Annotated in this window: 14 protein-coding genes; 12 read left to right on the top strand and 2 right to left on the bottom strand. The window is 63.4% G+C overall.

Annotation, left to right across the window (positions count from 1 at the left end):
- The first annotated feature begins 294 nt into the window (after window positions 1–294).
- From OVY48_RS05330 to OVY48_RS05320, 3 genes are all read left to right on the top strand, one after another.
- Window positions 295–1,095, top strand: coding sequence for an AraC family transcriptional regulator (locus tag OVY48_RS05330; protein ID WP_313922014.1), 801 nt, complete (start codon window positions 295–297; stop codon window positions 1,093–1,095).
- Window positions 1,096–1,243: 148 nt separating this feature from the next.
- Window positions 1,244–3,634 (top strand): TonB-dependent receptor domain-containing protein, encoded by a 2,391-nt coding sequence (locus tag OVY48_RS05325; protein WP_313922012.1) that lies wholly within the window; start codon window positions 1,244–1,246, stop codon window positions 3,632–3,634.
- 67 nt (window positions 3,635–3,701) lie between these two features.
- Window positions 3,702–4,502 (top strand): SDR family NAD(P)-dependent oxidoreductase, encoded by an 801-nt coding sequence (locus tag OVY48_RS05320; protein WP_037475554.1) that lies wholly within the window; start codon window positions 3,702–3,704, stop codon window positions 4,500–4,502.
- 22 nt (window positions 4,503–4,524) lie between these two features.
- Here OVY48_RS05320 and OVY48_RS05315 read toward each other — a convergent pair whose 3' ends face one another.
- The gene (locus tag OVY48_RS05315; protein WP_037478348.1) at window positions 4,525–4,890 is read right to left on the bottom strand and encodes a nuclear transport factor 2 family protein; all 366 of its coding nucleotides are present in this window, start codon (window positions 4,888–4,890) and stop codon (window positions 4,525–4,527) included.
- Between the two features lie 119 nt (window positions 4,891–5,009).
- Between OVY48_RS05315 and OVY48_RS05310 the strand changes: the two genes are divergently transcribed.
- From OVY48_RS05310 to tnpC, 7 genes are all read left to right on the top strand, one after another.
- Window positions 5,010–6,230: a cytochrome P450 gene (locus OVY48_RS05310; RefSeq protein ID WP_037475556.1), complete on the top strand. Its 1,221-nt coding sequence runs from the start codon at window positions 5,010–5,012 to the stop codon at window positions 6,228–6,230.
- 95 nt (window positions 6,231–6,325) lie between these two features.
- On the top strand, window positions 6,326–7,063 hold the full coding sequence (gene cofE, locus OVY48_RS05305) for a coenzyme F420-0:L-glutamate ligase (protein ID WP_037475558.1): 738 nt from the start codon (window positions 6,326–6,328) through the stop codon (window positions 7,061–7,063).
- Window positions 7,060–7,986, top strand: coding sequence for a 2-phospho-L-lactate transferase (cofD, locus tag OVY48_RS05300; RefSeq protein ID WP_037475560.1), 927 nt, complete (start codon window positions 7,060–7,062; stop codon window positions 7,984–7,986). The genes cofE and cofD overlap by 4 nt, the downstream gene beginning before the upstream one ends.
- A complete protein-coding gene (gene cofC, locus OVY48_RS05295; RefSeq protein WP_037475562.1) occupies window positions 7,986–8,543 on the top strand; it encodes a 2-phospho-L-lactate guanylyltransferase in 558 nt (185 codons plus the stop codon). The genes cofD and cofC overlap by 1 nt, the downstream gene beginning before the upstream one ends.
- 214 nt (window positions 8,544–8,757) lie before the next feature.
- Window positions 8,758–9,210: an IS66-like element accessory protein TnpA gene (tnpA, locus tag OVY48_RS05290; RefSeq protein ID WP_104959618.1), complete on the top strand. Its 453-nt coding sequence runs from the start codon at window positions 8,758–8,760 to the stop codon at window positions 9,208–9,210.
- Window positions 9,207–9,563 carry an IS66 family insertion sequence element accessory protein TnpB gene (tnpB, locus tag OVY48_RS05285; RefSeq protein WP_313921856.1) on the top strand — a complete coding sequence of 119 codons (357 nt, stop codon included), beginning with the start codon at window positions 9,207–9,209 and terminating at the stop codon, window positions 9,561–9,563. The genes tnpA and tnpB overlap by 4 nt, the downstream gene beginning before the upstream one ends.
- A 31-nt stretch (window positions 9,564–9,594) precedes the next feature.
- Window positions 9,595–11,118: an IS66 family transposase gene (gene tnpC, locus OVY48_RS05280; RefSeq protein WP_313921855.1), complete on the top strand. Its 1,524-nt coding sequence runs from the start codon at window positions 9,595–9,597 to the stop codon at window positions 11,116–11,118.
- Here the strand turns inward: tnpC and OVY48_RS05275 are convergent.
- Entirely contained in the window at window positions 11,067–11,591 is a 525-nt protein-coding gene (locus tag OVY48_RS05275) for a hypothetical protein (RefSeq protein WP_313922008.1), read from the bottom strand. The genes tnpC and OVY48_RS05275 overlap by 52 nt on opposite strands.
- A 234-nt stretch (window positions 11,592–11,825) precedes the next feature.
- On the opposite strand from OVY48_RS05275, the gene istA reads away from it, so the two are divergent.
- Window positions 11,826–13,340 carry an IS21 family transposase gene (gene istA, locus OVY48_RS05270; RefSeq protein ID WP_313921615.1) on the top strand — a complete coding sequence of 505 codons (1,515 nt, stop codon included), beginning with the start codon at window positions 11,826–11,828 and terminating at the stop codon, window positions 13,338–13,340.
- A complete protein-coding gene (istB, locus tag OVY48_RS05265; RefSeq protein WP_313921849.1) occupies window positions 13,327–13,974 on the top strand; it encodes an IS21-like element helper ATPase IstB in 648 nt (215 codons plus the stop codon). The genes istA and istB overlap by 14 nt, the downstream gene beginning before the upstream one ends.
- The last annotated feature ends 364 nt before the right edge of the window (window positions 13,975–14,338 follow it).

The following is a 14,338-nucleotide window of genomic DNA, read 5'->3' as shown; positions in this document are numbered from 1 at the left end:
TTGGCGTTGGGGGATGATACATGCTGGGCCTCTCCGATTATCAGGATGGCGCAGCCTAGCCGTCGGGCGCGCGCGCACCATCGCCGGGCTATGCCGCCCTTCGGCCAGATACTGTCGCGATAAGGCCACGCGAATACCTACCCGAAGATAGTGCCAGGCGGCATCAGTCCGGCTATGCAGGCGCATACGCAAAAATAGAAACGGGCGGAGGACAGGATGTTTCGACCGGAGAGCGATTGGACCGGCCAGGAAAGGTTCGGAGTTAAAAACTTCTATATAGAGGCGCATGCGACCATGTGCGATGCACGGGTCGATGTACGCCACTTCGACTGGGTCTTGCCTTGCAGCGGCGTCTTCAGCCCGGAAAAACATTATCTCGACTATTCGCTGGACAGCCAGCCACGCCGCAGCATCGTCAGCATGGGCGGGCCGAACCGGCGTGCAGCGGCGGGCGACATCCTCTACATGCCGCCGCACCGCCAATATGTCGGCGAACCCGCTTTGCAGGAACGCCATCTGGTCTGCGTCGTGCTGGGCGACAGCTTTCTGGACGAATTGTTCGATGGCGAACGCCCGCTCCAGGGGATGGAGCCGTGCGCCGACGTCCAGAATATCGCTATGCGCCGCATGTTTGAAGGGCTCGCGGCCGAACTGCGTAACCCCGGTTTCGCCAGCCAGACGCTGATCCAGTCCATGCTGATGGGCCTGGCGGTCGAACTCGTCCGCCATCTTGGGCCGCAGGATCTGAGCGGGGGGATGTCGCGCTGCGGGCGGCAGGTGCGCCATATCGTCGATTATGTGATGGACAATCTGTCGGGCCCACTGGGCGTCGCGGACATCGCCCGCGGCTGCAATATGAGCGTGCGGCATGTCGCGCGCGTGTTCAAGGATGGAACCGGCGTCAGCCTGGGCGAATTTGTCGCGACCAGCCGCATCGCTTTGGCCAAGGAATTACTACGCGGCGACACCGCCCGGATCAAGGAAGTCAGCTGGCGCTGCGGTTTCAGCAGCACATCCGCCTTTTCTGCCGCCTTTCGCGCGGCAACCGGCCAGACGCCCAGGGAATATCGCTGCCTGCCGATCCAGCTGCATTGACGCGCAAACTGTCGGGCAGCGGCCAAAACCTGTCGGGATACAGTCAATCAGGGCGCGCTCCCTTTAGGGTCCACCGCCGCTCCGTTAGCATCATCCCGCAATGACGTGCCCGACCAGGCACCAACATAAAAATAAACAGGGAGGATTTATGACCAAGGCCGTCACTCTGGGAACCATCGCCACAGGCGCGTTCATCGCCGCCATAGCGCAGCCTGCTTATGCTCAACAGCCGCAGTCCGGCGCGGAAGGCATTCAGGACATCGTCGTCACCGCCCGCCGTACTGAAGAAAGCCTTCAGACGACGCCGATCGCCGTCACCGCGCTCAGCCCGGAAGCGCTGACCACGGCCAAGGTCGAAAATGTCGTCGATCTGCAACGCACCGCACCGGGCCTGGTCATCGGCCGCGGCTCGGCCGGCGGCGACGGCATCGTCTTCGTCGCCATTCGCGGCCAGGGCAATCTCCAGCCGATCCTGGCCAATGATCCCGCCGTCGCCACCTATATCGACGGCATCTATATTCCCCGTCCCTCCACTGGCATGACCGATCTGCAGGACATTCAGCGCCTGGAAGTGCTGCGCGGGCCGCAAGGCACGCTGTTCGGCCGCAACACCACCGGCGGCGCGATCAACATCATCACCAGCGATCCCGACGATCAGTTGAGCGGCACGTTCAAGGCCGAATATGGCAATTACGACAATCTGGGCGTGTCGGCGAGCGTCAACGTGCCGCTGGCGCAGGGTCTGGCCATACGGGTCAGCGGCGCGATAAATGAACGTGAAGGCTATGGCACCAACCCGCTCAACAATCGCGATTTCGCCGACAACAGGTCGAAATTCCTGCGCGGCAAGCTGAAATATGATGGTGAAGGCTGGGATTTCACCCTGTCGGGCGACTGGAACCGCCAGTCCAATCATGGCCAGCAGACCGCACTCTGGGCCTTCAACCCCGCCATCGTTCCCGCCCCCTTCCAGCCCGGCCTGACCGCGGGGCTGCTCAGGAAGGCCGACTGGTGGGATAATACAGCCACCGGCACGTCGCTCGCGGCGGGCATCGGCACGCTGACGCCCGAAGCGCAGGCGCTGTACGGCGTGCAGCCGTTCAACACGCTCGAAGTCTATGGCTTTTCTGGCACGCTCAATGTCGAACTGGGCGGCCTGAACCTCAAATCGATCACCGGCTATCGCCACTCGATGAACTATGGCCTCAGCGATACGGACGGCACCGCCGTCCCGCTCCTAGGCACTTTCGCCGGGTCTGGCTCCTATTATGTCTCGCAGGAACTCCAGCTATCAGGCGACATCACCGATAGTTTGAGCTTCATCACCGGCGCTTATGCCGGCAAGGAAAGCGGCTATGAATTCAGCCGTTCGCAGATTTTCGGCGGGCTGATCCGCGACTCCAACGCGGACGTCACCAACAAGACGTTCGGCCTGTTCGCCCAGGCCTATTATGAGATCACGCCTACGATCCGCGCAGTCGGTGGCTTCCGCTACACCTGGGACACGCGCAACAGCGTGCTGCACAATGCGCAGGTTCTGGGCCGCCCCTATGATGTGGCCGTCGCAGGCACGCCCACCGGCATTAACTGCACGGTCACCCCATCGGAACCGGTGACCCCCACGACCTGCAACCAGGTCCAGAACGCCAAGTTCAACTATCCCGCCTGGAACCTGGGCATCGACTGGCAGGCGGCCGACAATATCTTCCTCTATCTCGCCACCCGCGGCGCGGCCAAGGCTGGCGGCTGGAACCTACGCGCCGGCGGTCTTCCCGCCTTCTCGCCGGAAAAGGTCAAGGATGTCGAGGCGGGCCTGAAGGTCGACCTGTTCGACCGGCGCGTGCGCTTCAACACCGCGATCTTCCACACCTGGAAGGATGATAATCAGGCGATCGTCAACAGCTTCGTCCCCGGCATCGGCGTCACCCAATATATCCAGAATAACGGCAAGGTCCGCATCTGGGGCATCGAAAATGAAATCACCGTAATCCCGTGGGAAGGGATGACGTTCAGCGCCAATGGCAGCTTGCAGAACGGCAAATATGTCAAGGGCAGCTTCAGCGAGACGCAGGTTGTCGCGGGCAGCGGCTGCACCAACCCCGCCGGCGTCGTCAATGGCTGCGTCGTCGATTTAAGCGGCCTGCCGCTGCTGCAATTGCCCAAGAGGCAGCTCAACATCAGCGCCACGCAGAAGCTGGATGTAGGTGGCGGCACGCTCGCCGTGACAGGGGCCTATGCCTATGTCGGGTCGCAGCATTTCGACGCGGTCAAGGCGGCGGAACAGGCCTCTGCCGCGACCAAGGCGGCCTATGATGTCGAAAACGCGCTGGGTAAGGTGCCCGGCTATGGCATCTTCAACGGCCGCATCGCCTTCAAGCTCGACAACCCCAATGTCGAAGTCGCGCTGTACGGCCGCAACATCACCAACAAGAAATATCTGCTGCGCCGCTTCCCCGACCTCTACCGGACGTTGGGCATCGCGGTGGCCTATGTCGGTCAGCCCGCCACCTATGGCGTGGAAACGACGTTCAAATTCTGACCGAACGGGGCAGGGGGCAGGGCCGACCTGCTTTCTCCCCAAAGCTGAACATGGAGAATAGACTGGCATGATGCGGTTGGAAAACAGGGTTGCGATCATCACCGGCGGCGGGGGGGGTATCGGGTCCGCCGTCGCCCGGCGCTTCGTTGCCGAAGGCGCGTACGTTGTGATCGCCGACCTGTTCGAGGATGCGGCTGTCCGCGCGGCGCAGCCCCTGGGCGACAAGGCGCTGGCGGTCCAGTTCGACGCAGCCGATCCCGCCTCGGTCAAGGCGCTGGTGGACCGCTGCGTCGATCATTTCGGCGGCCTACACATCTTGCACAATAATGCGGCGATGACCGACCCGGCCAAAAGCCCGCAGGACACCACCGCCGTCGACATTCCTATCGCCATCTGGCGCGAGATATTGGACGTCAACCTGACCGGCTATCTGCTGGGGTGCAAATATGCGATTCCCCACATGGTCGCGGGCGGCGGCGGGTCGATCATCAATACTGCGTCCAATTCGGGCAGCGCGGGCGACCTGGCGCGCATCGCCTATGGATCGTCCAAGGCCGCGATCATCGGCCTCACCAAATATGTCGCCACCCAGCATGGACGGCAGAATGTCCGCTGCAACAGCATCGCGCCCGGCGTGGTCCTGACCGAGGCGCTGGAAAAGACGGTGCCAGGCTTGAAGGAAATCATCCAGCGTCACATATTGACGCCTGAGTTTGGGACGCCTGACGATATCGCTGCGCTGGTCGCCTTCCTCGCGTCCGACGAATCGCGCTACATCACCGGCGAGAATATCTCCATCTCTGGCGGCGGGCTGATCCACCAGCCTCATTATGCCGACCTTTTGGCCTTCATGCAGGCAGCGGACTGACATGCCCGCCGCCTGCCGATCCTTAATGCGCGGCCCGGTGAAAATAGCGGATGGTCAGCTGTCCGTCCTCGACCTTGTAGGTTTCCAGGCTGGGCAGCGTCACGACGCCGTCCGGGGTCTGGAGCCGATTGGCGACATAGGCCGCGCCTTCGCTGCCGTTGACGATCACCTCGACCGGTTCGGTGATGCATTGGCCGCCATACTTCGTCCACATGTCGGCCATCGCGGTGGGACCGTCGATCGCCGGTGCGCCCACATATTCGATGGTGAAGCCGTCCGGCCCCATCGCTGCGAACAGCCGGTCCAGCTCCTCGCGCTTGCCCTCGTTCCACAACCGGTAATTGTCGCGGATCGCCTGTTCCAGATCCAGCGTCTCTGCCTCGTTCATATCCATCGCCTCCTTGTCTCGCGGTTGATCCGCGTCGCCGCCATCATGTGGCGGGCGGCCATGGCCGCACCTGTCTTTGGCAAGGGGAACCCTTGCCCTTTCACCCCTCGGAGATTTCCATGACCGCACTCGCGCAAAAGCCCCTGCCAGCCCATGTCCCTGCCGAACTGGCGATGGCCCTGCCGCTGTTCGCGCGCAAGGTGACCTATGACAATCCGCACGAAGTGCTGATCCCGCAAATGCACGCGGACCTGCCGGCGGTCACCTATGTCACCAACATCTTTCCCGGCGACCAGCCCGGCTGGCTGCTCAAAAATGCCGAAGACGTGCAGGCGATGCTGCGCGACGCCGACAATTTCACGAAAAACGGCATGGGCAAATGGGCCCAGAATATCGGTGAAAATTGGCTGGTGATCCCGACAGAGGCCGATCCGCCGGTCCACACCGCCTATCGCAAGGCGCTCAACAGCCATTTCGCCCCGCAAAAAATGTTCGCGTTGAAGGACCAGGTGCGCGAGCGCGCCCGCACCCTGATCGACCAGTTCAAGGACAAGGGCGCGTGCGATTTCATCGCCGACTTCTCCGAAAAATTCCCGATCTTCATCGTGCTCGACCTGCTCGGTCTGCCGCAGGATCGGATGGCCGAATTCCTGAAATGGGAAAAGGAACTGCTCCACAGTAACGACTGGGAAGTGCGCGGCAATGCCGTGCGCTGCGTCAAAAACTATCTGATGGAGGAGATAGAGGCCCGCCGGGTTGCGCCGCGCGACGATTATATCAGCAAGATACTGACGTTCGAGGTCGATGGTCGCCTGTGGAATGACGACGAAGTGCTCGGCCATTGTTTCAACCTCTATATCGGCGGGCTGGACACGGTGACGTCGCTGCTGGGCAACATCTTCGCCTATCTCGCCACCCACCCCGACAAGCAGAATGAACTGCGCGCTAATCCTTCGCTGATCGTGCTGGCGGTGGAGGAATTTCTGCGCGCCTTCGCCCCCGTCACCGCCTTCCGCATCGCGACCAAGGTGATCGAGATTCAGGGGCAGATGATTATGCCGGGCGACTATGTTGCGTTCAGCACGCCCGTCATCGGCCGTGACCCTGCCTTTTACGAAGATCCGCAGGCGATCCGCTTCGATCGCAAGGCACCCCATATGTCGCTTGGCAGCGGCATCCACAAATGCCTGGGGATGCATCTGGCGCGTCTGGAATTGCAGATCGCGGTGGAGGAATTTGTCACGACCCTGCCCGAATTTCGGGTCAAGGACGGGTTCCAGATTCCCTATTTCGTGGGCAACATCCTCCACGTCCCCGACCTGCACCTGCAATGGGGCTGATCGCGGCCAAAAGCGTCCGTCCAGACCGCCAGGGTTGACGCAGGGGGCGGCGGCATCGCAGGACAGGCGATGCCGCCGGGAGAAGACGTGACGCAATGATAGAAATCATCCCCCTGACAGGGATTGGGGAGGTCCAGCCGGGCGACGATCTGGCGGACGTCCTGCGCGGCGCGCTGGATCGGCGCGGCATCGAACCGCGCCCTGACGACATATTGGTCGTGACCCAGAAAATCGTGTCGAAGGCGCAGGGGCGCTTCGTCGCGCTGGACGATGTCGTGCCCTCCGATGAAGCGATCAGGCTGGCCGGCATCACCCGCAAGGACGCCCGGCTGGTGCAACTGGTGCTCGACGAATCCAGCGCCATCATCCGCGCCGTGCCCCATGTGCTGATCGCCCGGCACCGGCTGGGCCATGTCATGGCCAATGCGGGCATCGACCGCTCGAACATCGGCGCGGGGACCGGCGATCGCGCGCTGCTCCTGCCGATCGACCCGGATGCGACCGCCGCGTCGCTGCACCGGCAACTCGCCATGCCCGTCATCATATCGGACAGTTTCGGGCGGCCCTGGCGCATGGGCGTCGTGGCGGTCGCCATCGGGGCGGCGGGCCTGCCCGCGCTGGACGACCGGCGCGGCGAAATCGACCGGGATGGCCGGACCCTGGAAGTCACCCAGATCGCCCTTGGGGATATCATAGCCACCGCCGCCTGCCTGGCCACGGGGGAGGGGGCGGAGGGTATTCCCGCCGCCCTGCTGCGCGGCTATGCAGTGACGGGCGCCTCGCGCCCCGCCGCCGACCTGGTCCGCCCGTCGCACGAGGATCTGTTCGCGTGAAGCGCGTCGTCGTCCTGACCGGCGGGGTCGGCGGGGCCAAGCTTGTCCTCGGCCTCTCGCACATCCTGCCGCCAGACACGCTGACCGCGATCGTCAATACTGGCGACGACTTCCGGCATCTGGGCCTGCATGTCTCGCCCGATATCGACACTTTGCTCTACACGCTGGCGGACAAGGCCAATACCGCGCAGGGCTGGGGCCGCGAAGGTGAAAGCTGGGCCTTCATGGCGGGGCTGCGCGAACTGGGCGGCCCGGACTGGTTTGCCCTGGGCGATGGCGACATGGCGCTCCATGTCTTGCGCACCCATGCCCTGGCGCAGGGGGAAAGCCTCTCGCAGGTCACGGCCCGCTTCGCCGCTCGCTGGAACATCCCCATCCGCATCTTGCCGATGAGCGATCAGCCCGTCGCCACAATGCTGGATACCGATCGCGGCCGCCTGGAGTTTCAGCGCTATTTCGTGGAACAGCGGTGCGAACCCGCCGTGCGGTCCATCCTGTTCGATGGCGCAGCGGAAGCGGCGCCGGCCCCGGGCGTCGTGGATGCGATCCTGGCGGCCGACGCGGTCCTCATCGCCCCGTCCAATCCCTTCCTCAGTGTCGCCCCCCTACTGGCCGTGCCCGCCTTGCGGTCGGCGTTGGAGCATACTTCTGCGCCGATCGTGGCCATATCGCCGCTGATCGGCGGCAAAGCGGTCAAGGGACCGACGGCGAAGCTGATGGGTGACCTCAACATGGCGGTCGATAATGACAGCATCGCGCACCACTATGCCGGGCTGATCGATGCCATGCTGATCGACAGCGGCGATCGGTGCGACGCGCCGGGCATCGCCGTTGCGCATTGCGCGACATTGATGACGACGCTGACGCACAAAATGCGGGTGGCGCAAGCAGCGCTCGATCTGGCGGCCGGATTGCGCGCCTAATGGTATGGACCGCGATCGTCCCGTGGAAACAAGGGCCAGACACCAAATCGCGGTTGAGCGCAACATTGGACGTGCCGGAGCGACAGGCATTGGCCGCTGCCATGGCGGAGGCGGTCATTAGCTGCTTGTCCGACTTGCCATCCATTGCCGCCGTGCATCTGCTCGCCCCCGCCGCTGTTCCGCGTTGGCTGTGCCAATGGTTGCGGGACGAGGGGCGCGGACTGAACGAGGAGTTGGCGGCGGCGCGGGATGATTTGGGCAATGGGCCGACCATTGTCGTTCATGCCGACCTGCCCTGCCTGACCGTCGACGATGTGGAGTCCCTTTTGGCCGCAGCGGCAGCGAGCGGCGCCGCGTTCGCGCCGGATCGGCACGGGCGCGGGACCAATGCAGTCGCACTTGCGGACAATCGCCCTTTCCAATTTGCCTTCGGGCCGGACAGCCTGGCCCATCATCGGCAACAGCGCACCGATGCCGCCATTATCGTGCGAGCGGGGCTAGGGTTCGACGTCGATACGCTCGATGATCTAGATAAGTATCGAGACATGCTTAAATAACAGTAGAGAGTGAATGTCGGCTTCGGTTGTATCGTCCTCCCGCAACCACCGAAACCGACATTCCACAAAGCCCCGACGCTAAAGCGCCGGGGCTTTGTGCATTCTGCGCCACTCGACGCTGTTCGATCGTAAGCGGTGTCCTGCCCCCACCTTGCGCAGTTGAAGCGCAGCGTTGAGTTTCCTGGCCCTGAACGGGCTGGAGAGCGCTGCTACTATGATAGTCTCGGGTGATGATCCTGTGAGCAAAGGCGCGCATCGGTTTGAGGTGTTCACGGGCGCCGGCAAGCGGCGGGATTGGCCGCCGGAAGTGAAGGCCTCGATTGTCGCGGAGTGTTATACCGGCCGCGAAGGCGTCAGTGCCGTGGCGCGTCGGCATGGACTGGATCCCTCGCAAGTTTACGCGTGGCGGCGGGATTTGCGCAAGCAGCTCGAGGCCGAGGGGGTAATCGTACCGCCGACGGAACCGGGAGCGCCGTCGTTTGTGCCCGCCGTGGTCGAACCGAGCGTGGCGGCGGATACTGTTGCCAAGCGTCGCCCTCGTCGCCGACGCCGCGCGACCGAAGCCGCCGTAGAGTTGGAGATCGATGGTGTCGCTGTGAAGATCGGCCGCGGCGCTGACGCGGGCACGATTACCGCGGTGATCGAAGCGCTCAGGACGCCCCGGTGATCGGACCTGGCGCCGGGGCGCGCGTGATGGTGGCGACACGACCTGTGGATTTTCGCAAGGGTGCGGATTCGCTCGCGGCGCTGGTCGGCGCCGAGTACGGCGGCGATCCCTATTCGGGGGTGATCTACGTGTTCCGGGCCAAGCGCGCAGACCGGATCAAGCTGGTGTGGTGGGACGGCACCGGCCTGTGCCTGATGGCCAAGAAGCTGGAGAGCGGCGGGTTCAAGTGGCCGGGCATCCAGGACGGCGTGATGCGCGTGACGGCGGCGCAACTTGGCGCTTTGCTGGAAGGTCTGGACTGGCGCCGGGTGCATGGCGGACGTCGCCCCATTGCCCCGCAGATTGCTGGTTGACGGGGCATTCTTCTGCTGATTCACTACTGTCATGCTGATGGAAGCGGACCTTCCCGATGACGTCGAAGCGCTGCGTGCGCTTATCCGCGAACAGGCCCGCGAACTCGATGCGCTCAAGGTTTTCCAGGCTGAGGTCGAGCGCCTGAAGGCGATTATAGAGGCCCTCCAGCGTCACCGTTTCGGTCGTCGCTCGGAGCAGCTGGATCCCGACCAGCTTCAGCTTGCCCTGGAGGAAGTCGAGACGGCCTTGGCCGAGGCGGAGCACGCGCACGACAAGGCAAGCCGGAGGCAAGCCGCTCGTCCGCGCAAGACCAACCGCGGTTCACTGCCGGCTCATCTCGAACGGATCGAGCAAGTCGTCGACGTCGAGGACAAGGCCTGTCCGTGCTGCGGCGACGCGCTCCACCAGATCGGCGAGGACGTGGCCGAGCGCCTCGACGTCGTGCCCACCACTTTCCGCGTCCTCGTCACCCGCCGGCCGCGCTACGGCTGTCGTTCGTGCGAGAGCGCAGTCGTTCAGGCCCCGGCACCAGCACGGATCGTCGAGGGCGGTATTCCCACCGAGGCGCTGATCGCCCAGGTGCTCGTCGCCAAGTACGCCGATCACCTGCCGCTCTACCGGCAGGCCCAGATCTACGCCCGGCAAGGCATCCAGCTTGATCGATCCACCCTGGCTGACTGGGTGGGTCGGGCAGCCTGGTATCTGCGCCCCTTGCGTGATCACATCCTCGAACGGCTTCGACGATCCGAACGGCTGTTCGCGGACGAGACGACTGCGCCGGTGCTCGATCCGGGGCGTGGGCGGACCAAGACCGGCCAGCTATGGGCCTATGCCCGCGACGACCGACCTTGGGGCGCCGATGATCCGCCGATGGTCGCCTATGTCTATGCGGCCGATCGCAGGGGCGAACGGGCAGAAGCGCATCTCGGCGATTTTGCAGGTATCCTGCAGGTCGATGGCTATGGCGGCTATGCCGCGCTCGCCAGGCGTCGTCAGCAGATCAGCCTTGCCTTTTGCTGGGCACACGTCCGGCGCAAGTTCTACGAGCTGGCCGACAGCTCTCCGGTGGCAACGGAAGTGCTGCGTCGCGTCGCCTTGCTCTATGCCATCGAAGATGAGGTGCGAGGATCATCGGCGGAGCAACGCCGGGCTGTACGCCACGACCGCAGCCGCATCATCGTCGATGACCTTCGCCAATATCTCGATGCCCGCAATCGCCAGGTCAGCGCCAAGAGCAAGATCGGCGAAGCGATCCGCTATGCGCTCAACCGCTGGGATGGCCTGTCGCGCTTCCTGGACGATGGTCGCATCGACCTCGACAGCAACACCGTCGAACGCTCTATCCGCCCCCTCGCGCTCAATCGGAAGAATGCGCTGTTCGCCGGCTCCGATGAAGGCGGCGACAACTGGGCGGTGATCGCCACGCTCATCGAGAACTGCAAACTCTCCGGCACCAACCCGAATATCTGGCTGACCGAAACCCTCACCAGCCTGGCCAATGGTCATCCCGCAAACAGCGTCGGCGACCTCATGCCATGGAGTGCCGTGGGCTGAAAACACCGCTTACGTTCGATCCACTCCAGGATCCTGCCAAACTCGCCGTAGAGCATCGCGTTGACCTCACCGCGCTTCGCGCCGGGCGTAAGCTCGATCCGCTCGATCAGCGCCCGCAACGCATCGGCGGCTTCCTGGCGCTCTTCCGGCTGCGATAGTGCGTGAGTCAGTCGCTCGACTTTGCGCCGATAAATCTCAGAGATGTTGGGGTGGATGTCAGGCACGTCAGCAGGGGCCGCAGCCAAACGAGCGCGGATCGCATCCTCCTGCGCTTCCAGCTCCAAAAGCTCATCGACAAGCGCGCGTGTGCCCTTGCCTGCCTTTGCGAGTGTCACGAGGCCCTTGATCGCCTTGAGGACTTTCTGGAGCTCGGTTCGATCAGCGATTTCTGACGCGCGGCGCTGGTGGTTGATCCGGTTGCTCTCCTCGACATAGGTCCGAATGGCCTCTGCCGCGACCTCGGCGGTCATCATGCGATCGCGCAGACCATCAAGGACGCGCGCTTCGAGTTTGTCGCGCGTGATGCTATGCCCGTTCGAGCAGCTTTTCGTATCACCATGGTTCGAACAGGCAAACCGCCCCTGCCCGCGAAGGGTGTGGATCGGCGTGCAAAAAGGACCCCGTTAGCGGGGTGATCGGCGTCTAAAAGGGACCCCTCATTTCGATGGTTTAAGCAGCCGGCTGGATTTTCAGGCGGCGAGATCGGGATGTTGGTTTTGGAGACAGTTTTACGGATCCGGCGCGAGTATGCCGGAGGCAAGGCGATCAAGGCGATCGCACGGGATCTGCATGTGTCGCGGAAGGTCATCCGCAAAGCGGTCCGAGCGCCGGAGGGCGCCTTTGATTATCAGCGCAAGGTTCAGCCGCTGCCCAGGATCGGTCCGTTTCAGGAGCGCCTGAACACGCTGCTGGAAGAGAACGAGCTGCGCGGCAGGCGTGACCGGCTGCGGATGACGCGGATCCATGACCTGCTGGTGCGCGAAGGCTTTGAGGGTTCTTACGATGCGGTGCGGCGCTATACGACGCGCTGGAAGATCGAGCGGCGCAAAGATGCCGGCGATGGTGTCACGGCCTTCATCCCGCTGATGTTCAGGCCAGGCGAGGCCTACCAGTTCGACTGGAGCCATGAAGATGTTGAGATCGCCGGGGCACCGATGCGGGTGAAGGTCGCGCATATGCGACTGTGTGCCTCACGCGCGGTCTATGTCCGGGCTTATCCTCGTGAGAGCCAGGAGATGCTGTTCGACGCGCATGCGCGCGGCTTTGCTTTCTTCGGCGGCGTGCCAGGGCGCGGCATCTACGATAATATGAAGACGGCTGTGACGAGCGTGTTCACCGGCAAGGAACGCGTCTTCAACCGGCGGTTCCTGATCATGACCGACCATTATATGGTCGAGCCCACGGCCTGCTCGCCTGCGGCGGGATGGGAGAAGGGTCAGGTCGAGAACCAGGTGCAGACGATCCGGGGTCGCTTCTTCCAGCCCCGGTTGCGGTTCGCCAGTCTCGAAGAGCTCAATGGCTGGCTGGAGGCCGAGTGTCGGCGCTGGGCGGAACGGCAGCCCCATCCCGAACAGGGAGAGCTGACCGTGGCGCAGATGCTGGAGATCGAACGATCTGCGCTGCAGCCGATGCTGGGACCGTTCGACGGCTTCAATGAGAGCGAGCATGCTGTGACCGGCACCTGCCTGATCAGCTTCGACCGCAATCGCTACTCGGTGCTATCGACGGTGGCACGACGCACGGTGCAGGTCCGCGCCTATGCCGATCGCATCGTCGTTCGCTGCGGCGAAGAGGTTGTCGCTGAACATCCTCGCTACTTTGGGCGCAACCGCACGATCTATGACCCCTGGCATTATCTGCCAGTGCTGGCCCGCAAGCCTGGCGCGCTGCGGAACGGTGCCCCCTTCCAGGACTGGGATCTGCCACCGGCGCTTGCCCGCCTGCGCCGCAAGCTGGGTAATGGCGACGATGCCGATCGCCGGTTCGTCCGTGTACTGTCGGCCGTACTGACCGATGGCCTGGAGCCTGTCGAAGCCGCTGTGCATGAGGCACTGGCGACGGGCACGGCAAGCGACGACCTGATCCTCAACATCCTGGCACGACGCCGGGAACCGCCGCGTCCGCTGACGATCATCACCTCCGAGGATAGCGCTCTGCGCCATCCCCCGATCGCCGACTGTGCCCGTTACGACCAGCTGAGGACCTTCGATGCAGCGGCATGATATGATCGAGGCCATGCGCGGGCTTGGACTCAAGGGCATGGCGGGCGCGTTCGACGATGCCGTCATCACCGGCCTTCAGCGCCAGCGCACCACCATGGAGATACTGACCGATCTCCTGCGAGCGGAGGCGACGCATCGTCATGCCGCGTCGATCCGATACCGGATGGCCGCTGCCAGGCTGCCAGTCGTAAAGGACATCGATGCCTTCCGGTTCGAGGGTACCCCGATCAACGAGGGGCTTGTGCGTTCATTGCACAGCGGCGCGTTCCTGCCCGCACGGCGCAATATCGTCCTGGTCGGCGGCACAGGCACAGGAAAGACCCATCTGGCCATCGCCATCACCGCCAATGTAGTGCGCTCCGGCGCCCGAGGCCGCTACTTCAACACGGTCGATCTGGTGACCCGCCTCGAAGAGGAGGCCAGGATCGGCAAGAGTGGCGCTCTCGCCGCCCAGCTATCCCGCCTCGATCTGATCGTGCTCGATGAACTGGGCTATCTGCCGTTCGCCCGATCAGGCGGCCAGCTGCTGTTCCACCTGATCAGCAAACTCTATGAGCAGACCAGCGTCATCATCACCACCAACCTCGCCTTTGGCGAGTGGCCCACCGTGTTCGGCGAGCCAACCATCCAGTGATACCCCTGATATCGACGGGCTGATCCGCCATGTAACGGTGACGTGCCCTCAGCATCCGCTCTTCGGCGAGCGGTTCGAAGTTCTGAAGCTGGTGTCTGATCGCGGGCCGGCTTGGATGACTATCCGGGTGCCGCATGGCGGGCAGCGAAACATCCTTCGCTCCGTCACCGATCTGGCTACCGCTCCGCCTGACTCGAAATCCGCGCCGTTGGTCTCAGGCTCCATCCTAATGCGAGTCGTTGCGCTGGCAGAGGCGTTGCGCCGTTCATCACAGGACGAGGAATGCCAGAGTGAACATCAGCTCTCCCCGGAGACGGCCAAAGATCCAGATATGGTCGAGCCTGCCGCCAGCAATCCAGCGTCA

Origin of the sequence: Sphingobium sp. SA2 (assembly GCF_032227065.1) — a bacterium.
Classification (GTDB): domain Bacteria; phylum Pseudomonadota; class Alphaproteobacteria; order Sphingomonadales; family Sphingomonadaceae; genus Sphingobium.
The sequence above is the reverse complement of the archived record's forward strand: the minus strand, read 5'-3'. Positions and strand labels throughout refer to the sequence as shown.